Origin of the sequence: Paractinoplanes rhizophilus (assembly GCF_042664765.1) — a bacterium.
In the GTDB taxonomy this organism is placed as follows: domain Bacteria; phylum Actinomycetota; class Actinomycetes; order Mycobacteriales; family Micromonosporaceae; genus Actinoplanes; species Actinoplanes rhizophilus.
Window position 1 is genome coordinate 16483 of record NZ_JBHTBJ010000045.1, and the last position, 23211, is coordinate 39693.

The window sequence follows — 23211 nt, forward strand, 5'->3', positions numbered from 1 at the left end:
ATGGAGTACACACGTCTGGGCAGTTCGGGTCTCAAGATCAGTCGGATCACGCTGGGGTGCATGAGCTTCGGGGAGCCCGGCCGCGGCTCCGGCTGGGCGCTGGACGACGACGCCGCCGAGCCGATCTTCCGGCAGGCCCTCGACCTCGGGATCACCTTCTGGGACACGGCCAACGTCTACAACGGCGGGTCCTCCGAGGAGATCGTCGGCCGGGCGCTGCGCAAGCACACCGACCGCGACCGGATCGTGCTGGCCACCAAGGTCTTCTTCCCGGTCCACGACGGACCGGGCGGCTCCGGCCTGTCCCGAAAGGCGATCATGGAGAACATCGACGCATCGCTGCGGCGCCTCGGCACCGACTACGTCGACCTGTACCAGATCCACCGCTTCGACCCCGAGACCCCGGTCGAGGAGACGATGGAGGCCCTGCACGACGTGGTGCGCGCCGGCAAGGCGCGATACCTCGGCGCCTCGTCGATGTGGGCCTGGCAGTTCGCCAAGCTGCAGCACGCCGCTGACCTGGGCGGCTGGACCAGGTTCGTGTCCATGCAAAACCAGTACAGCCTGCTGCAGCGCGAGGAGGAGCGGGAGATGTTCGGCCTGCTCGCCGACCAGGGCGTCGGTTCGCTCCCGTGGAGCCCGCTGGCCAAGGGCCGCCTCGCCCGCCCGTGGGAGGACATGAGCACCCGGCGCGCCGGGTCCGACCCGCTGCAGGCCCGCTATGCCCACGAGGAGAACCGCCCCATCGTCGACGCCGTGCGCCGCGTCGCCGAGGCCCGCGGCGTGCCGATGGCGCAGATCGCGCTGGCCTGGGTCCTGCGGAACCCGGTCGTCGACGCGCCGATCGTCGGCCCGACCAACGCCCGCCATCTGAGCGACGCGGTGGCCGCCCTGGAGATCGAGCTGACCGGCGCGGAGGTCGCCGCCCTCGAGGAGCACTACACGCCGCGCCTGCCCTCCGGTTACGACGGCCGGTGACCTGATCCCGGTGCGGAGGCGGTGGGCGGGCCGGGCCCGATCAGCCGGCGAACGAGCCCAGCGGTGACCGGTCGCCCACCGACCAGTTGTGACCGAACGGGTCGGTGAAGCCCCCCTGCCGGTGCGTCCCCCAGGGCACGCGGTGATCCTGGATCGGCGTCCGGGCGACCGCGCCGGCCGCGACCGCGCGCTCGACGAAAGCGTCGGGGTCGTCGACGAACACCTCGATCCGGGTGCTCGTGGCCCCCGCCTGGCCGGGACTGGTCTCGGCCGGGTTCTCGGGATTGACCTCGTGCAGGAAGAACGGGGCGCCGCCGATCTCGAGGCCGGCCACGCCGCCGAGGTTCCACAGCTCGGTCGCGCCGAGGGCGGTCGCGTACCAGGCGACCGCGGCGTCCGCATCCGAGACGATCAACATCACCGAGAGCACCGGCGGCGTCGCGGCGGAACGATCTTTCGTTTTCTCGGTCATGCCCTCAGCATGCCGGACATCCCGGGCGGTGTCTGCCCGCTCCGGCCCGGCGGCTTTTCCCGGTACGGCAAATTGATCTCGATATCGTGCTACGGTGCGAAGCGCTGCAGTTTGGTTTCCGTGGACGCCGTGGGCGCTCGACAGGTCTCTGAGCCTGTTGGGCGCTTTTTCTTTTCGGCTCGTGCGCGGATCGACCAGGTGGCACGAGAGGCCGCGCGGTGCGGGTTCTCATTTTCGGAGGAGAAGCAAATGGCTTCCGGTACCGTGAAATGGTTCAACGGCCAAAAGGGATTCGGCTTCATCACCCAGGACGACGGCGGGGCCGACGTGTTCGCCCACCACACCGCCATCGCGGCCGACGGGTTCCGCAGCCTGGAAGAAAACCAGCGCGTCGAATTCGACGTCACCCAGGGGCCGAAGGGGTTGCAGGCGGCCAACATCCGCCCGCTCTGATCGGGCTCACCGCGACGGCTCGCCGCACGACTCCTGGGAGCGATCAGCCGATGACAGCGACCGCGCACGACACCCGCGCCGACTCGGTCGATCCGGTCCGGGCGTACCTGGGGAAGATCGGCCGGGTGCCGCTGCTCGACGCCGGGCAGGAGGCCGAGATCGGCCGGCGCATCGAGGCCGGCCTGTACGCGACCGAGCTGCTGCGCGCGCACGACAAGGCGGAAAAGCCGCTCGGCACGGAACTGGTGCGCGATCTGCGGATCGTCTCGCGCGAGGGCGAGCGGGCGAAAACTCATCTCCTGGAGGCCAACCTGCGCCTGGTGGTGAGCATCGCCAAGCGTTACGCCGGCCGGAACCTGCCCTTTCTGGACCTCATCCAGGAGGGCAACATCGGCCTGATCCGGGCGGTCGAGAAATTCGATTATCTCAAGGGCTTCAAATTCTCGACGTACGCCACCTGGTGGATTCGCCAGGCCATTTCCCGCGCGGCGGCCGACCAGTCCCGGGTCGTTCGGATCCCGGTGCACATGGTCGAGCTGATCAACAAGCTGCGGCGGGTCCAGCGCGAACTGATCCGCGCGCACGACCGCGAGCCGACCCTCGCCGAGCTGGCCGGGGAAATGGACGTGCCGCCGGAAAAGGTGCTGGAGATCCGGCAGCACGCCCGGGAGGTGATGTCGCTCGATCAGCCGATCGGCAAGGAGGACGACACCGCCCTGCTGGCGGATCTCCTCGAGGACGAGCACGCGGTCGTGGCGCTCGACGCGGTCAGCCACACCCTCCTGCGCGACGAGGTCGAGGCGGTGCTGGCCACGCTCACCGACCGCGAGGCCGGCGTGGTGCGCCTGCGGTTCGGGCTGGACTGCGGCGTGCCGCGGACGCTGGAGGAGATCGGCGTCGTCTACGGCGTTACCCGCGAGCGCATCCGGCAGATCGAGGCGAGGACCCTGTCGAAGTTGCAGCACCCGGCGCGCTCCCGGCTGCTGCGCGACTTCCTGTGAGCGCCGGCCGGCTCATCGGCCGAGCACCGACACCTCGGTGACCTGCGCGTCCTCGGCCGCACCCAGGTCGCTCACCCGGTAACTGGCCAGCACCCGGAGCCACCGGGCCGGCAGGTGCCCGCGGTCGGGATCGCCGACCACGACGTGGGTGTCGCTCGCGACCCGGCGCAGGAACCGTTGCATGCGCACGGCCAGTCCGGGGGTGTAGAACGCGTCGCCGACCAGGATCACCTCGGCCCCGTCGCCGTCGCCGTCGAGCAGCTCCGCGCCGGTGAGGTCGAGCGAGACGCCGTTGGCCTCGGCATTCATGGCCGCGGCGACCAGCGCGTACGGGTCGATGTCGTTGGCGACCACCGCGGCCGCGCCGGCCCGGGCCGCGGCGATGGCCACCACCCCGCAGCCGGTGGCCACGTCGAGCACCCGCCGGCCGGCCACCACCTGCGGGTGATCCAGGATGTACCGCGCGAGCGCCTGCCCGCCGGCCCACGCACTCGCCCAGAACGGCGCCGCGATCGGCCCGGCCTGCGCCTGCATCCGCGCGTGGAGCAGGACCGAGTCGTCGGCCAGGTGCAGTCCGATCTCCGGCACCAGGGCCGGACGCACGAGCCGTAGCCCGTCCATCTCGCCGGCGCGGGAGGCGAGGAACGGGGTGAGCGACATTCCGGTCAGTGTGGGCACGAAGCTGTTCCCTCGGTGTCGGTGGTGCGGGAGGCGGTCCGGATCTCGGTGCCGGTCTCGGTGTGGGTGTCGGTGTCGGTGGCGGTGTCGGTCACGTCTGCGTTCTGTCGCGCGGCGCGATCGACAGAGACACTCCCGTGCCGGTCTCCTCGACGAGGAAACCGTCGTCCCGCCCCTCCGCGGTGAGCATCGCGTCGTACAGCTCGGCGTTGGTCATCTCCACCCGCCCGCCGGCCCGGGCGATGAGCACAGCCAGGACTGCCCGCAGATTGACGTCACTCAGATACCGCACGGCAAGCCTTCCCTGTGGCATCGATGCGAAGAGAACCTCAGGAACGAGATCCAACGAGACGCGAAGGCTGACGCGAACCCATCAGCGGGTGTACCCCTCAGACCTTACGTCAACCCGGCCGCCCGGGCTTCCCGGCGCGCGTTCCGCGGGGTCACTTCCACCTTGCCGGGGCCGTACGGGACCCTCTTCGGGTGGATTACTTCTTCTACTGCCGTGACCGGGACGGCGTCGGCGACCTGCGCCGGCGGCTCGTCGAGGAGCACTGGTCGTTCATGGACCGGTTCGCCGCGGGCATGATCGCGCGCGGCCCGACGCTCGCCGCCGACCTTGAGACCGGCACCGGCAGCGTGCACATCGTCGAACTGCCCGGTCCCGAGGCCGCGCGCGTCTTCGCCTTCGAGGAGCCCAACTACCGGGCCGGCGTGTACCGCGAGGTCCTGGTCCGCCGGTACACCGACCTGCTCGGCCGCACGATGTGGGACTTCCCCGGCGGCCCGGACGAGAAGCCCGGACGCCATCTGATCCTCGCCCACGCCAAGCCCCTGACGGACTGGCCGGGCGCCGGCCGCGCCGAGCCGCCGCTCGACCGCGACCGGCTGATAGCCTTCGGCCGCCTGCTGTCCGAGGACGGCGAGGACTGGGAGGGCACGGCCGTGATCGGCGATTTCCCCGACCCGGAGGCGATCCGAGCCCTCTTCGCCGCGACCGGCGCCTACGACCGCATCGAGGTGCATCCCTGGACCTTCGGCGGCCGCCGCTGACCGACGGCGATCCACGCGCCGCTTCCGAAAACCGGAAGAGCCGGACCGGCGTCGGGGTGACTGCCGTCACGCTGAGCCGATGAGCGAATTCGTGCGGAACCAGTGGTACGTGGCGGCGTACGGCCGGGAGATCGGCCGGCAGCTGTTCAGCCGGACCGTCTGCGGCGAGTCCATCCTGTTCTGGCGCACCGAGGCCGGCGAGGTCGCCGCGATGAGCGACCGCTGCGTGCACCGGCGATTCCCGCTCTCGCAGGAGCCGAGCCACCTGGTCGGCGACACCGTGGTGTGCGGCTATCACGGCTTCACCTACGACCGGGGCGGCGCCTGCGTGGCCGTGCCGGGGCAGGCCCGGATCCCGCGTACGGCCCGGCTCACCTCCTATCCGGTGACCGAGCTGGACGGTTTCGTCTGGGTCTTCATCGGCGATCCGGCCCACGCCGCCACCACCCGCGTTCCCCGGGCGCCGTGGCTGGACATGCCGGGCTGGACCGCGGTGTCCGGGATGGAGCCGCTGGCGGCCCGGTACAGCCTGCTGGTGGACAACCTGCTGGACCTGTCGCACGAGACGTACCTGCACGGTGGCTACATCGGCACGCCGGAGGTCGCCGAGACGCCGATCGTCACCCGGGTCGACGAGGACGCCGGGATCGTGTACGTCTCGCGGCGGATGGCCGACGCCGCCTGCCCGCCGTTCTACGCCAAGAGCACCGGCATCACCGGGCGGATCACCCGCTGGCAGGACATCGAGTTCACGCCGCCCTGCCTCTACCTGCTGCACAGCCGGATCGCGCCGGTCGGGGTGCTGCCGAACGCGGACGGCACCGATCCCGGCGCGTTCCACGTCGAGGTGGTCTATGCGCTCACCCCGGAGACCGAGCGCTCGACGCACGACTTCTGGGCGGTGGCCCGCGATTTCGCCCTCGAGGACCAGGGCGTCTCCGACTTCCTGGCGGAGAACAACCGGACCGTCGTTTTGCAGGACGTGGCCGCGCTGAACGTCCTCGAGCAGGTGATCGCGACCGAGCCGGACGGATATCAGGAACTGTCCATCAACATCGACACCGGCGGCCTCGCCGCCCGGCGGATGATCGCCAAGCTCCGATGACCGGCGAGCTCCGATGACCGGGCCGAAAATCGGGCCGAAAATGCTGCGGGTCGACTGGCTGCCGGGCTCCGACCAGTTGCGCGGGCGCTGCCATTGCGGCGCCGAATCCGTCGCGGACGACCCGGTCGCCATGTGGCGGTGGCTGCTCGCCCACCCGGACCATCCGTCCAGCGCGGATCCGCTGTCATCCTCCGCCGGATGTCGCCGGGACGGACCGTGATGCGGCTGACCGTAAGCCGGCGCGAGACGGTCGCCGACGGTGTGGTGGTCCTCGACCTGCGCGACCCGTCCGGGTCCGACCTGCCGCCCTGGACCCCGGGCGCGCACATCGACCTGGTACCGGCTGCGGACGTCGTCCGGCAGTACTCGCTCTGCGGCGACCCGGCCGACCGTACGGTCTGGCGGATCGCCGTGCTCCGCGAGCCGGACGGCCGGGGCGGCTCGCGGGCGGTGCACGACCGTCTCCACGAGGACGACCTGGTCGAGACGCGCGGTCCCCGCAACCACTTCCCGCTCGTGCCGGCGCCGCGCTACCTGTTCGTCGCGGGCGGCATCGGCATCACCCCGCTGCTGCCCATGATCGCCGCCGTCGCATCGGCCGGGGCCGACTGGCGCCTGCATTACGGCGGCCGCAGCCGGGGGTCGATGGCCTTCCGGTCCGCGCTCTGCTCCGCGTACGGCGCCCGGGTGTCGGTTCATCCGCAGGACGAGACCGGCCTGCTCGACCTCGACGCGATCCTGGCGGACGAGCCACCGGACACGCCGATCTACTGCTGCGGCCCGGAGCCGCTGCTGCAGGCGATCGAGCGGCGCTGCCCGGACCGCCCGCTGCACCTGGAGCGCTTCGCGCCGAGTGAGCCGGGCGAGCCGGTCCGGGCCGGCTCGTTCGAGGTGGAGCTGGCCCGCACCGGCCGCGTGCTGACCGTGCCGCCCGGCCGGTCGATCCTGCGGGCCGTCCAGGAAGCCGGCGTCGAGGTGCTCTGGTCGTGCACCGAGGGAACCTGCGGCACGTGCGAGACCACGGTGCTCGACGGCGCGGTCGACCATCGGGACAGCCTGCTGACGCCGGCCGAGCGGGCGGCGAACGACACGATGTTCATCTGCGTCTCCCGCGCGGCCGGTCCACGCCTGATCCTGGACCTATGACTGCCAGGGGCGAGACCGGGCCGGTGCTGCGGCGGGCCACCCAGCTGCTGACCGCGTTCACCCCGGAACGGCCGGCCCTCACGCTGACCCAGCTGGCCCGCCGCGCCGGGCTGCCGCTGACCACCACGCATCGCCTGGTGGGCGAGCTGGTGCACTGTGGGCTGCTGGAGCGCGACCCGGCCGGCGAGTACCGGGTCGGCCTACGGCTCTGGGAGATCGCCTCCCTGGCCCCGCGCGGCCTCGGCCTGCGCGAGCGGGCCCTGCCGTACATGGAGGACCTGTTCGCCGTCACCCGGGAGAACGTGCAGCTGGCCGTTCGCGAGGGGGGCGAGTCGGTGTACGTGGAGCGGCTCGCCGGCCGGCACGCCGTCCCGGTGCTGACCAGGGTCGGCGGCCGCTTCCCGCTGCATCCCACCGGCGTCGGCCGGGTGCTGCTGGCGCACGCCCCGGCCGACGTCCAGGAGTCCGTGCTCGCCGGTCCCCTCGCCAGGTTCACCCCGCTCACCGTCACCGACCCGGACGCGCTGCGCAAGATCCTCGCCGACGTCCGGGCGCACGGCTTCGCCGTGAACGACCGCCAGGTGACCATGGACTCGCTCTCGGTGGCCGCACCGATCCGGGCCGCCGACGGCGAGGTGGTGGCCGCCGTGTCGATCGTGGTGACGGCCGGAACGGCGCTGCCGGCGGCGCTGGCCCCGGCGGTGCGGGCCACCGCGCAGGGCATCACCCGCGCGCTGCGGACGTGAGCGCCCGGGACCGGCCGAAGCCGCCGGGCGACGACAGCGCCGGCCGGAGCCGCGAGCACGGCCCCGGCCGGCGCCGGTACTACCACTTCGAATGCCTGACGGCCTTCCTAGCGCTGCAGGGTGAGCAGGCCCGGACGCCACGGCAGGTTGTTGTAGTCGCCGCCGGCGCTGGGGTTCTTGCCCTGGTAGAGCAACTGCAGGTTGCAGGCGTCCACGGTCTTGGTCTGGTCCGGGTTGTTCCGGACCAGGTCGCCGTGGCTGATGTCGTTCGTCCACGAGGCGCCGCTGTTGGCCTTGCCCGCGAACGGGTTGCTCTCGCTCGCCGCGTTCGGGGTCCACGACCCGCTGAGGCTGCTGGAGGTGAACGACCGGAAGTAACGGCCCTGGCTGCCGATCGCCTCGACGATCATCAGGTACTGGTTCTGCCCGGCCACCTTGTACACCTCGACCGCCTCGAACAGGTTGTTCGTCGAGTCACTCATGATCGTCGTGTACGAGGAGCCGAAGCTGCCCGGGAAGTTTCCGATCGGCATGCTGGCCCGGTAGATCTTGCCGTTGTCGCCGGCGAAGAACAGGTACATGTTCTGGCCGTCACCGATCAGGGTCTGGTCGATCGGGCCGGTGCCGGAGCCGGAGATGCTGCCGGTGAACAGCGGCTGCGGGGACGACCAGCCGTTGGGGTTGGTCGGGTCGCTCGAGGTGCGGTAGATGAACGGCCAGGCGCCCCACTGGTAGGCCAGCACCCAGATGTTCTTCGGCGCGAAGTACAGCAGGGTCGGCGCCACGGTGCCCGAGGACATCCCGTTCTGGCTGGCCGAGGCCATGTCCGACCAGTTGGTGAACGGGGTGAAGTTCATCGAGCCGTACGAGCCGTTGACCACGTTCGACGCGTACACCAGGTGCTTGCCGTTGTAGACGACGTTGGTGAAGTCCTTCAGCGACGTCCAGCCCGACTTCGGGTTGGCCAGCACCCCCGTGGAGCTCCAGCGATAGCTCGACGGCAGCGGGCAGCCGCTGGGCGGCGACGACGTCGGCGGGGTCGTGGGCGGAGTGGTCGGCGGGGTCGTGGGCGGGGTGGTGGGCGGCGTCGTCGGGGCGGTGGTCGGGGTGGTGGTGCCGCCGGTGCAGGTCACACCGTTCAGCGCGAAGCTCGCCGGCTCCGGGTTGCTGCTGGTCCACGACCCGTTGAAGCCGAACGAGACCGTGCCGTTGGTCGGCACCGAGCCGTTGTAGCTCATGTTCTTCGCGGTCACCGCCGCGCCGCTCTGGGTCAGCGCCGTGTTCCACGCCTGCGTCACCGTCTGCCCGGCGCCGAACGACCAGGTCAGCGTCCAGCTGGTCAGCGAATCACCCAGGTTGGTGATCGACACGTTGGCGCCGAACCCGCCCTGCCACTGCGACGACACGGCATAGTCCACCGAGCAGCCCGCCGCCGCCGCGTCGGCCGGTAATGCCACGGCGACCGCTGCCGCCGCCAACAGCCCGACGCCGGCGGAGGCCAGCATGGCATTGGTTGCTCTCGATCTGTTCATTGCGGTTCTTCTCCTGACGGGGGGATGGCGGCGTCCGCGTTGGGGGAGCGTTAACGGCCGCGTCAGGGATATTACGGGAGCGCTCCCACGGGCTCAATCGAAAACCCATTGCTGAAAAGTTGTTATGCCATTGTTCAACGCGGAGAATCCTTTCCGCATTGACCCGGATCCCCACCTGGCGGCGCCTCGGAAAGGCATTACCCGGCCCACCGCCCGTTTGGCGTCCGGCCCACGGTCGGATTGAACGCGCCCAGAACTCCATCAGGTCGGGCGACATGATCGTCCCCAGCCGGCGAAACCGGTGGTCCGGCAGATTCTTGCTGCTGCGACCAGCTAAGACCACGCCCGCGGGTGCCGATCGGAATCTGGGGACCAATCGACACGAGAGGGGACGGCCGGTGCGGCGCTTTGCGATCGGGGCCCGGCTGGCCTGCGCCTTCGCCGCGGTCCTGGCGCTCCTGCTCATCATCGCGGGCATGGGCTTCGCCACCCTCGTGCAGCTGAGCAACTCGGCCGGCGAGGTGCGCCGGCTCGAGGTCCTGACCCGGCAGGCCCAGGAGATCAAGACGCACGCCACGACGCTCTCCGGCTGGCAGTCCGGCTACATCAACGACATCTACCGGCTGGGCGCGGCACGGGCGCTGGGCGGGGAGTCCGTGGCATTCAAGGCCTGGCAGCAGGAGCACGACCGGTTCCAGCAGTTCCTCCGGCAGATCGACGCCGGCGCGCTCACCGCGGACGAGCGGGCGCTGTTCGATCGGGTCACCACCGAGCTGGCGAACTACGCCGAGGTCAACGACCGGCTGGTGGCCGCGTACAAGCCGGGAACCGTGCAGGCCCTGTGGAACGCCGACCAGATCGCCCTGTACGACGGCTGGAACAGCTACTACCGGATCATGTTGTGGGCCCAGCGGCTGGGCCAGTCCGTCGACCATCGCAGCGTCGAGGCGGTCCGCGCGTCGGCGTCCGACGCGACCCGCGCGCGGTGGACGATCGGCGTCGCCACCGCGCTCGCGCTCCTGCTGGGCGCGGCGTCGGCGTTCCTGGTGACCCGCAGCATCGTACGGCCGGTCGGCGCCGCCCGGGACGCGCTGCGTGAGGTCGCCGGCGGCGATCTCACGGTGACCCCGGTGGTCGACGGGCGCGACGAGGTGGCCGAGATGTCGGCGGCGCTCGGCCACGCGGTGAGCGGCATCCGGACGATCGTCTCCGACGTGGCCGCGCAGGCCGGGACGCTGAGCCGCACGTCGGCCGAGCTGGACGCGGTGTCCGGCGCGTTCGCCCGGGCGGTCGCCGACACGTCGGCTCAGGCCGGGCTGGTCTCCAGCGCCGCCGACGAGGTCAACGAGAGCGTCAACACCATGGCGGCGGGCTCGCACGAGATGGGCGCCTCGATCTCGGAGATCGCCCGCAACGCGAGCGACGCCGCGACCGTCGCCGAGCAGGCGGTGGCCGCGGTCGAGCAGACCAACCGAACCGTGACGAGCCTCGGCGCGTCCTCGACGGCGATCGGCGACGCCGTGCGGCTGATCACCACGATCGCGAGCCAGACGAATCTGCTCGCGCTCAACGCCACGATCGAGGCCGCCCGGGCCGGGGAGATGGGCAAGGGCTTCGCGGTGGTGGCCGGGGAGGTCAAGGATCTCGCGCAGGAGAGCGCCGGGGCGGCGGAGCGCATCGACGAGCTGGTGCGGGCGATCCAGAGCGACTCGGACGCCGCGGTCGTCGCGATCGGGCACATCGGCGACATCATCGGCCGGATCAGCGCGTACCAGACCGGCATCGCGGGCGCGGTGGAGGAGCAGACCGCGACCACCGGCGAGATGAACCGTGGCGCGGTCGCCGCCTCCACCGGCACGGCCAGCATCGCCGACAACATCCGCGCGGTCGCCACCTCGGCGTCGGCCACCTCGGCGGACGTCGTCCGGGTGCGCGCGGCCGCGGCCGACCTGACCCGCATGTCCGATGCCCTGCGCGAGGCCGTCGGGCAGTTCCGGTATTGAGGACGCCGATGCGATTCAAGATCATCGCGGCGCTGGCCGCAATCCTCGCCCTGGTCTCGGCGTGCACGGCCGCGCCACTGACCCTGACCGACGCGGAAGTGCCCTCGCTCGGCCAGGAGACCATCCACGTCGGCATCGCGTACGACACGGCGGGACGCGGCGACAAGAGCTTCAACGACGCCGCCGGAGCGGGCCTGGACCGGGCCAAGAAGGAATTGCTGATCCAGGCCACCGAGGTGACCGCCAAGGCGGAGAGCGACACCGGCCGCGCGGCCAGCCTGCGTGAGCTGGTCGCGACCGGCGCCAACCCGGTGATCGCGGTCGGCTTCCTGTACGCCGCCGCCGTCGGCGTGGTCGCGAAGGAGCACCCGGACACGCTGTTCGTGATCATCGACGACGACTCGGTCAAGGCCGGCAACGTGGTCAACATGCTCTTCGCCGAGGAACAGGGGTCCTACCTGATCGGCGTGGCGGCGGCCCGGGCCACCAGGACCCGGCGGGTGGGCTTCGTCGGCGGCGTGGACGTGGCACTGATCCACAAGTTCCGGGCCGGGTACGTCGCCGGCGTGCACAGCGTCGACCCGGACATCCGGGTGGACGTCCGCTACCTGACCCAACCGCCGGACTTCGGCGGCTTCAGCGCGCCGGAGAAGGGAAAGGCCGCCGCCGCCACGATGCTGGCGGACGGCGCCGACGTGATCTACGCGGCCGCGGGCGGGTCCGGCGGCGGCGTCTTCGAGGCGGTCGCGGCCGCCGGCGGCGCCTGGGCCATCGGCGTCGACTCCGACCAGTACCTCAGCGCGCCCGCCGCGGTCCGGCCGATCATCCTGACCTCCATGCTGAAACGGGTCGACAACGGGGTCTTCCAGGAGATCCAGGCGTACGTCAAGGGCGACCGGGTGGGCGGCACCAAGCGCTACGACCTCAAGGTGGACGGGGTCGGGTACGCCACCTCGAACCCGAAGGTCAAGCCGTACGTCGCGGCCATCGAGAAGGAGCGGTTCCGGATCCTCAGCGGCAACGTGCGGGTCCCGGCCGCATAGCTGCGCGCCGGGCGACGGGCCAGGCCGGGCCGGGGTGAGATGACTCATTCCCGAATCGCTCACCTATCGGCACCACCGGCCGAACAAAACATCCGACCGGATCCCCGTCCCGCGAGGTGCCCTCTACCATGACCGTCTCGGCCGACGCCGCCATCGAGCTCCCCCCAGTCGGAACGCCGATGTTCCTCGTCCTCGGTGAGACGGTGAACTTCCGGTCCCGCCTCGAGTCGATCGACCGCGGCACCTTCACCGTCGCCGCCCCGCTCGAGACCGCCGTCCCCGCCGCCCTCCGGCCGGGGCACGAGTTCGATGTCTTCTGGGCGCCGCCGCGCACCCGGATCGTGGTGCCCGCCCGCCTGCTCGCCGTCTCCGATCAAGCCCCGTTCCGCTGGACCCTCAGCGCGACCGAGGCCCCGCGGCAGAGCAACCGCCGGGAGTACGTCCGCGGCGGTGGCGGCGCCGCGGTCCGCCTCGCCACCGACGACCACGAGGTCGAGGGCGCCCTGCTGGACATCAGCGAGGGCGGCCTGCGGTGCTGGATCGACGAGCCGTCGCCGCTCTGCCCCGGCGATCACATGCGGGCCACGGTCTGGCTCGGCGCGTCCGGCCAGGCCGAGTTGAGCGGCACGATCCTGACGGTGCGCGACGCCCCGCACGGCGACCCGGGCCGGCAGGTCGTGCTCACCTTCAACACGCCGGAAAGCCTGGCCCAGATGATCCGCCTCTACGTGATGACCTGGGAGATCGACGAGCGGCGGCTGCACCAGCCGGTCTCCTGAGCGGGCGGCGGCCGCCCTCCGGCGCGACAGCTCCGCCAAGCCGGCCGGACCGGCAGTGCGCGTAGACCCGGGTTCTGACACGCCATGGACGACAGCTGTGACGCACCTCCTCGGCGTGACCACCGGAAAGGGGACCTGAAGGAAATCGTAAGCGCCTCCCGGCAAGGTTCTCCCCGTCCGCAACGACACGCAACCCACCAGGGAGATCCTCCGATGCGCAAGCTCATCAACTCGACCTACGTCACCCTCGACGGCGTCATCGAGAACCCGGTCTGGACGTCGCCGTACTTCGCCGAGGAGGCGATCGAGGTCGCCACCGAGCTGACTTCCGGCGCCGACGCGCTGCTGATGGGCCGGGTGACCTACGACGGCTTCTCGCAGGCCTGGCCGGCCATGGACGAGAGTGACCCGACCACCGGCGCGGCCTTCTTCAACAACGTGCGGAAGTACGTGGCCTCGACCACCCTGACGGATCCGTCGTGGAACAACACCGAGGTGCTGGCGGGCGACCTGGTCGAGGCGGTCGCGAAGCTCAAGGCCGCGGATGGCAAGAACATCGTTCAGTACGGGTACGGCAAGGTCACCGCGCAGCTGATCGAGGCCGGCCTGGTCGACGAGGTGAAGTTCTGGATCCACCCGGTCATCGTGGGCAGCCCCAGCTTCACCAGCGTGCTGAGCGACGTCGCGGCCACCTTCGAGCTGATCGGCACCCGGGTCTTCACCAACGGCGTCATCGTCGCCACCTACCGCCCGAAGGCCGCCGCCTGATCGAGGGTGAGCTTGGCGCCCTCGGCCACCAGATCGTCGAAGCGCTCCTGGCCGAGAGCGGCCACCGCCCGTCGCGCCGCCCGGTCGAGCTCATCCTGCTCGGCCGGGGCGGCCGGGGCGCCGTTCTGGTCGCGGGCGGTGGCGGCGGCGCCCAGCATCCGGGCCGCCGCGGCCGGCTCGGCCAGCGTGGCCATGCCCTCGACCGCGCCGATGCCGTCGCGGGTGGAGCCGATCGAGGCCTCGTACGCCTCCACGTGCAGCGCCCGCGCCGCGGCCGGATCGCCCTGCCGGTCGCGGGCGTGGCCCAGCTCGACCAGGACCATCGGCAGATACGGCGGCGGCTGCGGCTCGGCCCGGCCCCGGTCGGCGATCCGGGTCAGGTGGGTGACCGCCTGGTCCAGGCGGCCCGAGCGGCGGGCCGCGATGCCGAGGCTCAGCTCGGCGAAGATCACCGCGGTGGGCGCGCCCTGCTCGACGGCCAGCCGGTAGGCGCGCTCCGCCAGCTCCCGCCCGGCCTCGTAGTCCCGGGCCTGCACGGCCAGCCAGGCGAGCCAGGACAGCTTGCTGCCGATCTCGGGCCGCAGCGACAGCTCGGTGGCCCAGCGCAGCCCTTCGCGGTGCACGGCGGCGGCCCGCTCGTGCCGGCCCTGGAACTCGGCCAGCCCGCCGAGCCATTCGCCGGCCCGCAGCCGCCCCCACCGGTCGCCGAGCCCGGCGAAGAGCACGTCGCTGCGGGTGGCGGCCGCTTCCAGGGCGGCCAGGTCACCGGCCGCGTGCGCGAGCATCGCCCGGGACGCCAGCACCGCGGCCTCGGTCCACGAGTCGTCGAACTCGGTCGGCAACAGCGCGGCGGCGAGTTCCAGGTCGCCGCGGTCGAGCACGGCGTTCGCCACGAACCAGGCCGCGCGGCCCTTCGGATCAAGAGCGAGCACATCCCGTACGTCCGGAGGCACCGGCTCGCCCTGCAGCAGGGCGAGACCAAGTCGCCAGGGCGCGGCCCGGCGTTCCTGTCCGGCCGTGCCCGGTAGGGCCAGGGCGGCGCGTGCCTCGCTGAGCCGGCCCCGCAGGACCCAGTACCAGGTGAGCGCGAGCGCCAGCGGCAAGCCGCCGCCGTTGGTCAGCGCCGCCTGGAGGTTGGCCCGCTCGGCGTCCAGGATCGCGAGCCACTCCCGCTGCCCCGGCCCGCGCAGCCCCGCGTCGGCCCGGGTGGCCAGCTCCAGGTAATAGTCGGCGTGCCGGGCCCGGATCGCGGTGGCGTCCGGCAGCCGGCCGGCGCCGAACTCCGCGACCGACTCCAGCAGCCGGTACCGCGGCCCCGGCTCGGCCACCACGAGCGAGCGCTCCACCAGCCGGTCCACCGCGTCCAGGTCGGCGTCGCACACCCGCTCGGCGGCCTCGGGCGTGCAGCCGTCGCGGAACACCGAGAGCCGCGCCAGCACCGCGCGGTCCGGCGGATCCAGCAGATCCCAGCTCCATCCGATCACCGCGGTCAGCGTGCGCTGCCGCTCCGGCACGTCCCGCTGCCGCGTGGTGAGCAGCCGGAACCGGTCGTCCAGGCGATCGACCACGCCCTGTACGCCGAGCGCGCGGACCCGGGTCGCGGCCAGCTCCAGGGCCAGCGGCAGGCCGTCCAGCCGGCGGCAGAGCTGCGCCACCGCGGGCGCGGTCCGCTCGTCGAGCCGGAACCCGCGGGTCTGTGCGGTCGCTCGCGCCGCGAACAGCCGGGCCGCCGCCGACCGCCGTACGGAATCGACGTCGGCCGGATCGGCCGCCAGCGCGAGCGGACCCACCTCCCAGATCCGCTCGCCCGAAAGCAGCAGCGGCTCGCGGCTGGTCGCCAGCACCGACACGCCCGGCGCGTCGCGCAGCAGCCGGCCGGCCAGGGCGGCGGCCGCGCCGATCACATGCTCGCAGTTGTCCAGCACGAGCAGCATCTCCCGGTGCCGCAGCGCCGCCACCAGCCGATCGGCCGCCGATCCGGCCGGGCCCGGCGCCTCGTGCAGGCCGAGCACCCCGAGCACCTGCTCGGCCACCCGGGTGTCGCCGGGCGGCAGCGGCGCGAGCTCCACCAGATGCACGCCGTCCGGCCGGGTCTGCTCGCCCGCGGCGGCCGCGGCGAGCCGGGTCTTGCCCACGCCGCCCGGCCCGACCAGGGTGAGCAGCCGGCCGGCCGGGATCAGCGTGCGCAGCTCGGCGAGCGCCTCGGCCCGGCCGATCAGCTCGTCCAGCGGGGCGGGCAGGCTGTTGCGGACGATCGCGGCCTTGGGCGGGGCGGCCAGGCCCGGGTCCTGGTCGAGGATCTGCCGGTAGAGGGCGGCCAGCTCGGGAGCCGGGTCCAGGCCCAGCTCGTCGGCGAGCCGCTCGCGCAGCCCCGCGTAACTTTCCAGCGCCTCGGCCTGCCGGCCCGCGGCGTACAGGGCGCGGATGTGCAGCGAGCGCAGGCCCTCCCGCAGCGGATGCCGCTCGACCAGCTCGGCCAGCTCGGCGGCGACCAGGTCGTGCTCGCCGCGGGCGAGCCGCGCCTGGGCCAGCCGCTCGTGCACGACCAGGCGCTGCTCGGCCAGCCGGGTCGCCTCGGCGCGGGCGAACTCCCGGTCGGCCACGTCGGCGTACGCCTGGCCGCGCCACAGCGCGAGCGCCGCGCCCAGCCGCTCCACGTCGGCGGCCTCGGCGAGCGCGGCGAACCGGTCGGCGTCCACGTCGCCGGCCCGCAACCGGTAGCCCGGCGGCCGGGACTCGATCAGGTCCCGCGCGCCCGGCTCGGCGTCGTTGAGCGCCTTGCGCAGCTGCGACACCCGCACCTGCAGCGCGGCGGCCGGGTCGGCGGGGGCGTCGTCGCCCCACAGGTCCTCGATCAGCCGGTCGGCCGAGACCACCCGGTTGCGGTGTGCCAGCAGATCGGCGAGCAGCATCCGCACCTTGGCGCCCGGCACCACCACCGGCTCGCCGTCGTCGGTGGTGACGGCGAGCGGGCCGAGGATCGCGAAGCGCACAGCGGATCATCGTACGGCGGTAAGCCAACCGTAAGGGCGACCGCGCACGCTGGGCGCATGGAGCTGTACTTCGAGGAGCACGGCTGCGCGGGCGGGGGCGCCGGCCCGGGACGGCCGCTGATCCTCGTGCCGGCCGCGCTGTCCGGCATCCGCACGTCGTACGGCGTGCTGTTGCCCTTGCTGGCGCGAAGCCGGCGCGTGGTGGCGATCGAGTTGCCGGGGCACGGCCGCAGTCCCGAGTGCGCGGGGCCTTACACCGTCGAGGGCTTCGCGGCGGAAGTGACGCACCTGCTGGACCGGCTCGGCCTGCCGCGGGCCGACGTGCTCGGCTGGGGTCTGGGGGCCGCCGTCGCGCTGCGCATCGGCACCCACCACCCGGCGCGGGCCGGGCGGCTCGTGCTCGCCTCGCCGGCGTTCGACCGCGGCGGGCTGCACCCCGGGCTGCTCGACGGCGCCCAGGACCTGCGGCCCGAGCACCTGTACGGCTCGGAGCTGCACGACGAGTACGTGCGGACCGCGCCCGATCCGGCCGGCTGGGACCGCCTGGTCACCAAGATGGCGGTGCTGGACGCGCATCCGCCCGAATGGACGGCCGCGCAGATCCGGGCGTTGCGGGCGCCCGCGCTGGTCGTCGTGGGCGACGCCGACATCGTCCGGCCGGAACACGCCCTGCGGATGTTCCGGCTGCTCGGCGGCGGCGTGCCCGGCGACCTCCGGGCGCTGCCGCGCTGCCGCCTCGCGATCCTGCCCGGCACGACGCACGCCTCGTTCCCGCAGCGGGCCGCGCTGCTGGCCCCGATGGTGGAGGAGTTCCTCGACGAGGACCTCGCCGGGGCCGGTACGTCCGGCGGCGTACGCGCACAGCCGCCCCTCGACGGACGCCGCGGCCCGCCCGGGCGGGCAGGGTCGGTGGCATGGACCCCATCGTCACGAGAGGTTTGACCAAACGGTACGGCGCGGCCCTCGGCAGCGGGACGAACACGCCGTGACATCGTCTGACTTCATGGAGGTCAGCACGGCCCGCCGGTGGCTGGGCGACGGGCTGCTCGCCGCGGCGCTGCTCGTCTTCACCATGGTCACCACCCGGTACGCGGCCGAGAACCAGCCCGGCACGATGCATCTCGACGCGATGAGCCGGGTCCTGATCGCGGTGGCGGCCGTCGCGCTGGCGGTCCGGCGGCGTTGGCCCGTGGTCACCCTCGCCATCGTCACCGCGGCCGTGTCCGGGTACCTGATCGGCGGCTACGCGTACGGCGGGATCATGATCTGCCTCCTGCTGGCGGTGTACACGGTGACGGTCGCGCTGCCGCTGCGGCCCGCCGCGGTGGCCGCCGGCGCCGCGCTGGTGGCGATCAGCGTGCACGCGTTCGTGCCGCCCGCGGGCGGCCCCGGCATCGCCGGGCTGATCCCGGCCGCGGCCTGGGTTGTCGTACCCTTCGCGGTGGGCGTCGCGGTGCGGCTCAGCCGGGAGGCGGCCGCGCGGGCCCGCACCGACGCCGCCCGGCGGATCGCCGACGACGAGCGGCTGCGGGTCGCCCAGGAGGTGCACGACGTGGTGGGTCACGGCCTGGCCGCGATCAACATGCAGGCCGAGATCGCGCTGCATCTGCTGCACCGCAAGCCCGAGCAGGCCGAGGCCGCGCTGACCGCGATCAGCCGCACGAGCAAGCAGGGGCTCGACGAGCTGCGGGCGACGCTGACGGCCGTTCGCGGCGACGCCGGCCGCGCGCCCATGCCGGGCCTCGGCGAGCTGCCCGCGCTGCGGGACCGGCTCGCGCACGCGGGCCTGCCGGTGTCGCTGACCATCGAGGGCGAGCCGGACGGGCCGCTGCCGGGCGCCGTCGACCTGGCCGCCTACCGCATCGTGCAGGAGGCATTGACCAATGTGCTCCGGCACGCCGGGGCGACGAGCGCCGAGGTGGCCATCACGTACGCGCCCGGCGCGCTCGAGCTGGAGGTGACCGACCGCGGCCTCGGCGGCGTGCCGTCCGGCCCGGGCAGCGGCATCGCGGGCATGCGCGAGCGGGCGGCCGCGCTCGGCGGCGAGCTGACCGCCGGGCCCCGGCCCGGCGGCGGGTTCCGGGTGCACGCGGCACTGCCGGTGGCCCGGTCATGATCGACGTTCTGCTCGCCGACGACCAGGACCTCGTCCGCCTCGGGCTGACCGCCCTGATCGGGTCCGAGGACGACATGCGGGTGGTCGGCGAGGCGGCCGACGGGCTGGCCGCGGTGGCGCTGGCCCGCGAGACCCACCCCGACGTCGTGCTCATGGACGTGCGGATGCCCGGCATCGACGGCATCGAGGCGACCCGCCGGCTCGCCGCCGACGAGACCATGACCGGTACGCGGGTGATCGTGCTGACCACGTTCGAGCTCGACGAGTACGTCTTCGACGCGCTGCGCCACGGCGCCAGCGGCTTCCTCACCAAGGACACCAAGCCGGCCGAGGTGCTGCGGGCCATCCGGCTGGTGGCCGCGGGGGAGGCGCTGCTGTCGCCGTCGGTGACCCGCCGGGTGGTGCGGGAGTTCGCCACCCGCCCGTCCCGGGCCCGCAAGCCGCACCCCCGGCTCGACTCGCTCACCGACCGCGAGAAGGAGGTCGTCGGCCTGGTCGGCGAGGGCCTGAGCAACGAGGACATCGCCGGGCGGCTGGTGGTCAGCCCGGCAACCGCGCGCACCCACGTCAGCCGCGCGATGGGGAAGCTCGGCGCGCGCGACCGGGCGCAGCTGGTCGTCTTCGCCTATCAGTCCGGCCTGGTCGACCTGTAGCGCGCGGCCCGGGGGTACGTCCGGGGACGTAGCGCGGGTGTCGCCCGGCGGCGGATGTCCCGGGCGCGCCCGACCGGCAGGGTCGGGGACATGAGATTCCTCAGCCGCCCGTGGCGACGCGTCACGCTGATCACGCACATCGTCTCCGCCGGCGCCTGGATCGGCATCGACGTCATGGTCGCCGTTCTGGTCGGCGTCGGCTGGTTCGGGCCGGACCCCGGCGTCCGCGGCCTGGCGTACCAGGCGCTGGGCACCTTCGTCGTCTGGCCGATGCTGACGTCGGGCCTGATCTGCCTGATCTCCGGCGTGGTGCTGGGCCTGGGCACGAAGTACGGCCTGCTGCGCTACTGGTGGGTCGCCGTGAAGCTGGCCCTGAACCTGCTGCTGTGCACGCTGATCCTGGTGCTCCTGCAGCCGGGCATGGACGAGGTGGTCGCGTACGGCCGCGAGCTCCCGCGGGGCACGACCGACCCGGACACGGTCTCGTCGCTGTTCTTCCCGCCGGCGGTGTCGCTGACCACCCTGACGATCGCCACCGTGCTCGCCGTGGTGAAGCCCTGGGGCCGGATCACCCGGCGCCGGTCCGAGCGCCGCGCCGTCGATCGGGTCGCGGCCTGACCGGGTTGTGGGCCGCCCCGCCCGGTGGGGGACGGGGCGGCCGTCACCTTCTCCCGATGGCCGTCAGCGCTGCCGGGTGAGCAGGCCGGGGCGGTAGGGGAGCAGGCCGTAGTCGCCGCCCGAGCTGGGCGAGCGGCCCTGGTAGAGCAGTTGCAGGTTGCAGGGGTCCACGGTCTTGGTCTGGTCGGCGGTGGAGCGGACCAGGTCGCCGTGGCTGATGTCGTTGGTCCAGGTGGCGCCGCTGTTGGCCTTGCCCGCGAACGGGTTGCTCTCGGTGGCGGCGTTCGGGGTCCACGACCCGTTGAGGCTGCTGGAGGTGAAGGACCGGAAGTAGCGGCCCTGGCTGCCGATCGCCTCGACGATCATCAGGTACTGGTTCTGGCCGGCCACCTTGTACACCTCGACCGCCTCGAACAGGTTGTTCGTCGAGTCACTCATGACCGTGGTGTACGAGGAGCCGAAGCTGCCGGGGAAGTTCCCGATCGGCATGCTGGCCCGGTAGATCTTGCCGTTGTCGCCGGCGAAGAACAGGTACATGTTCTGGCTGTCACCGATCAGGGTCTGGTCGATCGGGCCGGTGCCGGAGCCGGAGATGCTGCCGGTGAACAGCGGCTGCGGGGACGACCAGCCGTTGGGGTTGGTCGGGTCGCTCGAGGTGCGGTAGATGAACGGCCAGGCGCCCCACTGGTAGGCCAGCACCCAGATGTTCTTCGGCGCGAAGTAGAACAGGGTCGGCGCCACGGTGCCCGAGGACATCGCGTTCTGGCTGGCCGAGCCCATGTCGGACCAGTTGGTGAAGACGCCGAAGTTCATCGAGCCCCAGCTCGAGCCGTTGTCGTGGGTCGTCGCGTAGACAAGGTGTCCGCCGTTGTACGGCACCGAGGTGAAGTCCTTGAGCGAGGCCCAGCCGGACCGGGGGGTGGCCAGCGGGCCGGTCGAGGTCCACCGGTAGGAGGACGGCAGCGTGCACGAGCCACCGCCGGTCGGCGGGGTCGTCGTCGGGGTGGAGCCACCGACCCGCACGAGCTGCCATTGCTGGTTGGCGCCGTTCCAGTCGGAGTACTGGACGACGTTGCCGCCGTCGGCGGTGGAGGCGCCCTGCACCTCGACGGCCTTGCCGCTGTTGCGGTTGATCAGCTGGATGTAGCCGTCGATGTCCTGGATGCTGAACTGCTGGTTGGCGGAGTTGTTGTCGGTCCACTGGACGATGGCGCCGCTGTCGGCGGTCGACCAGTTGTAGACGTCGAGGACCTTGCCGGACAGCCGCGACTTGAGCCGGTAGTAGCCGCCGCCGGAGGCGACGAACTGCCACTGCTGCTGGTTCTGGTCGTTACGGCTCCACTGCGCGATCCGGGCGCCGTCGTTCATGGCCAGGTTGTAGACGTCGATAGCCTTGCCGCTGTTGCGGTTGACCAGCACGTACCAGGCGCTGGTGTCGATCGTCGCGGCCGAGGCCGCGGGGGCGTTGACGATCATGAACACGCCGCCGGCCAGCGTGGTCAGTGCCGCGGCCGCCACCGCCAGCCATCGGTGGCGTCGGCTTGGGGATGGTTCCACGTCGCTCCTCCTGAAGATGATCACGCGGGGCCATTACGTTTCGTCGATGTTAACCTTCACAACCTTTTAGTCAAGAAGGGATTCTTCGAGATCGGCACTGAAAACCTGTTATGCGTGTGAAGGCGGGACGGTCCGTGGCATTCCCGGGCCGGAATTCGTCGGCCAAAGCTGCAATGAACAGCGAAATCTTGCCCATGGCGGACGCCGCGGCGGGACCCATCGACGACCGCCACTTGAAGGTTGGGAAATGATCTGGCAATCTCACGAATCAAGCTGTTAACGTTCCCATCCCCATCCCCCGTTCTCCATAAGGCCGGCAATCGGGCGCAGGTGTCGCTGTTATCGCTAACACGTGCCGCCCGGTCGGCCATGGAAGGAGACATCCCCGTGCGAAGAAGAACGCGATGGTTCGCCGCCGCGGCGCTCGGCGCCCTGGCCATGGCGCTCGGCATCGCCGTTACGGCCGGCAGCGCGGCCGCCGAGTCGAACGGCGGCGTGCGGGTCATGCCGCTGGGTGACTCCATCACCGAGGGCACCCAGGTCCCCGGCGGGTACCGCATCGGCCTGTGGCAGCGGCTGGCCGCCGACGGCTACCGGGTCGACCTGGTCGGATCGCAGTTCAACGGTCCGGCCGCGCTGGGCGATCACGACCACGAGGGCCACCCCGGCTGGCGGATCGATCAGATCGACGCCAACATCAACGGGTGGCTGGCCGGCACCAGCCCGCGCACCGTGCTGCTGCACATCGGGACCAACGACGTCCTGCAGAACTACAACCTGGGCGGCGCGCCGAACCGGCTGTCCACCCTCATCGACCACATCACCGCGGCGGCCCCCTCGGCGGACGTCTTCGTGGCGACGATCATCCCGCTGAGCTCCGCGAGTCAGGAGTCGGCCGCGCGCACCTTCAACGCCGCGGTGCCCGGGATCGTGCAGGCCAAGGTGAACGCCGGCAAGCGGGTCCACCTTGTCGACATGCATGCCGCGCTGTCCCCGTCCGACCTCATCGACGGCATCCACCCCACCGCCACCGGATACGACAAGATGGCCGCCGTCTGGTACGCGGCCCTGCGCTCGGTGTCCGGCTCGATCGGCAGCCCCGGCACGCCCGGCACGCCCACCACCGGCACGCCCGGTACCAGCGGGGCGCTGGTCAGCGCCGCCTCCGGCCGCTGCCTCGACGTGCCCGGCAGCAACACCGCCAACGGCACCCAGCCGATCATCTGGGACTGCAGCGGCGGCGCCAACCAGCGCTGGACCGTCAGCGGGCAGACCCTGCAGTCGCTCGGCAAATGCCTCGACTCACCGACCGGCGCCACCGCGGGCGCCAAGGCGCAGCTGTGGGACTGCCACGGCGGCACCAACCAGCGCTGGAATCTCAACGCCAACGGCACGATCAGCAACGCCCAGTCCGGTCTCTGCCTGGACGTCAGCGGCAACGCCACCGGCAACGGCACCCAGGTGATCCTCTGGACCTGCACCGCGGCCACGAATCAACTCTGGACGAGGCGGTAAAT

General features: G+C 72.1%; 23 protein-coding genes. 17 read left to right on the top strand and 6 right to left on the bottom strand.

Going from position 1 to position 23211, the window contains the following annotated elements; translation table 11 throughout:
* Window positions 1-978, top strand: coding sequence for an aldo/keto reductase (locus ACFQS1_RS34880; protein WP_378976284.1), 978 nt, complete (start codon window positions 1-3; stop codon window positions 976-978).
* Window positions 979-1018: 40 nt separating this feature from the next.
* Here the strand turns inward: ACFQS1_RS34880 and ACFQS1_RS34885 are convergent, their stop codons facing one another.
* On the bottom strand, window positions 1019-1450 hold the full coding sequence (locus tag ACFQS1_RS34885; RefSeq protein WP_378976285.1) for a VOC family protein: 432 nt from the start codon (window positions 1448-1450) through the stop codon (window positions 1019-1021).
* A gap of 249 nt (window positions 1451-1699) precedes the next feature.
* Between ACFQS1_RS34885 and ACFQS1_RS34890 the strand changes: the two genes are divergently transcribed.
* Window positions 1700-1903, top strand: coding sequence for a cold-shock protein (locus ACFQS1_RS34890; RefSeq protein WP_378976286.1), 204 nt, complete (start codon window positions 1700-1702; stop codon window positions 1901-1903).
* A gap of 50 nt (window positions 1904-1953) precedes the next feature.
* Window positions 1954-2904 (top strand): RNA polymerase sigma factor, encoded by a 951-nt coding sequence (locus tag ACFQS1_RS34895; protein ID WP_378976287.1) that lies wholly within the window; start codon window positions 1954-1956, stop codon window positions 2902-2904.
* A gap of 12 nt (window positions 2905-2916) precedes the next feature.
* On the opposite strand, the gene ACFQS1_RS34900 is transcribed toward ACFQS1_RS34895, so the two are convergent.
* Entirely contained in the window at window positions 2917-3582 is a 666-nt protein-coding gene (locus tag ACFQS1_RS34900; protein WP_378976288.1) for a class I SAM-dependent methyltransferase, read from the bottom strand.
* A gap of 91 nt (window positions 3583-3673) precedes the next feature.
* Window positions 3674-3874, bottom strand: a complete 201-nt coding sequence (locus tag ACFQS1_RS34905) for a hypothetical protein (RefSeq protein WP_378976289.1) — start codon at window positions 3872-3874, stop codon at window positions 3674-3676.
* Window positions 3875-4065: 191 nt separating this feature from the next.
* Between ACFQS1_RS34905 and ACFQS1_RS34910 the strand changes: the two genes are divergently transcribed.
* The 5 genes from ACFQS1_RS34910 to ACFQS1_RS34930 all read left to right on the top strand — a co-directional run bounded on the left by ACFQS1_RS34910 (window position 4066) and on the right by ACFQS1_RS34930 (window position 7632).
* Complete coding sequence (locus tag ACFQS1_RS34910) at window positions 4066-4635, top strand: YciI family protein (RefSeq protein ID WP_378976290.1); 570 nt, start codon at window positions 4066-4068, stop codon at window positions 4633-4635.
* 79 nt (window positions 4636-4714) lie between these two features.
* Entirely contained in the window at window positions 4715-5740 is a 1026-nt protein-coding gene (locus tag ACFQS1_RS34915) for a Rieske 2Fe-2S domain-containing protein (RefSeq protein ID WP_378976291.1), read from the top strand.
* Window positions 5741-5753: 13 nt separating this feature from the next.
* Complete coding sequence (locus ACFQS1_RS34920; protein WP_378976292.1) at window positions 5754-5960, top strand: hypothetical protein; 207 nt, start codon at window positions 5754-5756, stop codon at window positions 5958-5960.
* Window positions 5939-6886, top strand: coding sequence for a PDR/VanB family oxidoreductase (locus tag ACFQS1_RS34925; RefSeq protein ID WP_378976293.1), 948 nt, complete (start codon window positions 5939-5941; stop codon window positions 6884-6886). The genes ACFQS1_RS34920 and ACFQS1_RS34925 overlap by 22 nt, the downstream gene beginning before the upstream one ends.
* Complete coding sequence (locus ACFQS1_RS34930) at window positions 6883-7632, top strand: IclR family transcriptional regulator (RefSeq protein ID WP_378976294.1); 750 nt, start codon at window positions 6883-6885, stop codon at window positions 7630-7632. Before ACFQS1_RS34925 ends, ACFQS1_RS34930 begins: the two co-directional genes overlap by 4 nt.
* A 107-nt stretch (window positions 7633-7739) precedes the next feature.
* On the opposite strand, the gene ACFQS1_RS34935 is transcribed toward ACFQS1_RS34930, so the two are convergent.
* Entirely contained in the window at window positions 7740-9164 is a 1425-nt protein-coding gene (locus ACFQS1_RS34935; protein ID WP_378976295.1) for a non-reducing end alpha-L-arabinofuranosidase family hydrolase, read from the bottom strand.
* 398 nt (window positions 9165-9562) lie between these two features.
* Here ACFQS1_RS34935 and ACFQS1_RS34940 point away from each other — a divergent pair, with 398 nt between their 5' ends.
* From ACFQS1_RS34940 to ACFQS1_RS34955, 4 genes are all read left to right on the top strand, one after another.
* Entirely contained in the window at window positions 9563-11167 is a 1605-nt protein-coding gene (locus ACFQS1_RS34940) for a methyl-accepting chemotaxis protein (protein ID WP_378976296.1), read from the top strand.
* Window positions 11168-11175: 8 nt separating this feature from the next.
* Window positions 11176-12210, top strand: coding sequence for a BMP family lipoprotein (locus ACFQS1_RS34945; protein ID WP_378976297.1), 1035 nt, complete (start codon window positions 11176-11178; stop codon window positions 12208-12210).
* A gap of 128 nt (window positions 12211-12338) precedes the next feature.
* Window positions 12339-12989 carry a PilZ domain-containing protein gene (locus ACFQS1_RS34950; protein WP_378976298.1) on the top strand — a complete coding sequence of 217 codons (651 nt, stop codon included), beginning with the start codon at window positions 12339-12341 and terminating at the stop codon, window positions 12987-12989.
* Between the two features lie 213 nt (window positions 12990-13202).
* Window positions 13203-13757, top strand: coding sequence for a dihydrofolate reductase family protein (locus tag ACFQS1_RS34955; protein ID WP_378976299.1), 555 nt, complete (start codon window positions 13203-13205; stop codon window positions 13755-13757).
* On the opposite strand, the gene ACFQS1_RS34960 is transcribed toward ACFQS1_RS34955, so the two are convergent.
* The gene (locus ACFQS1_RS34960) at window positions 13733-16750 is read right to left on the bottom strand and encodes an AfsR/SARP family transcriptional regulator (protein ID WP_378976300.1); all 3018 of its coding nucleotides are present in this window, start codon (window positions 16748-16750) and stop codon (window positions 13733-13735) included. The genes ACFQS1_RS34955 and ACFQS1_RS34960 overlap by 25 nt on opposite strands.
* Before the next feature lie 57 nt (window positions 16751-16807).
* On the opposite strand from ACFQS1_RS34960, the gene ACFQS1_RS34965 reads away from it, so the two are divergent.
* From ACFQS1_RS34965 to ACFQS1_RS34980, 4 genes are all read left to right on the top strand, one after another.
* Window positions 16808-17692: an alpha/beta fold hydrolase gene (locus ACFQS1_RS34965; protein WP_378976301.1), complete on the top strand. Its 885-nt coding sequence runs from the start codon at window positions 16808-16810 to the stop codon at window positions 17690-17692.
* Between the two features lie 61 nt (window positions 17693-17753).
* Window positions 17754-18866 carry a sensor histidine kinase gene (locus ACFQS1_RS34970; protein ID WP_378976302.1) on the top strand — a complete coding sequence of 371 codons (1113 nt, stop codon included), beginning with the start codon at window positions 17754-17756 and terminating at the stop codon, window positions 18864-18866.
* Window positions 18863-19519, top strand: coding sequence for a response regulator transcription factor (locus ACFQS1_RS34975; RefSeq protein ID WP_378976303.1), 657 nt, complete (start codon window positions 18863-18865; stop codon window positions 19517-19519). Before ACFQS1_RS34970 ends, ACFQS1_RS34975 begins: the two co-directional genes overlap by 4 nt.
* Window positions 19520-19609: 90 nt before the next feature.
* Complete coding sequence (locus ACFQS1_RS34980) at window positions 19610-20137, top strand: hypothetical protein (protein ID WP_378976304.1); 528 nt, start codon at window positions 19610-19612, stop codon at window positions 20135-20137.
* Window positions 20138-20200: 63 nt separating this feature from the next.
* Here ACFQS1_RS34980 and ACFQS1_RS34985 read toward each other — a convergent pair whose 3' ends face one another.
* Complete coding sequence (locus ACFQS1_RS34985; protein WP_378976317.1) at window positions 20201-21613, bottom strand: non-reducing end alpha-L-arabinofuranosidase family hydrolase; 1413 nt, start codon at window positions 21611-21613, stop codon at window positions 20201-20203.
* A gap of 468 nt (window positions 21614-22081) precedes the next feature.
* On the opposite strand from ACFQS1_RS34985, the gene ACFQS1_RS34990 reads away from it, so the two are divergent.
* Window positions 22082-23209, top strand: a complete 1128-nt coding sequence (locus tag ACFQS1_RS34990; protein ID WP_378976305.1) for a ricin-type beta-trefoil lectin domain protein — start codon at window positions 22082-22084, stop codon at window positions 23207-23209.
* The last annotated feature ends 2 nt before the right edge of the window (window positions 23210-23211 follow it).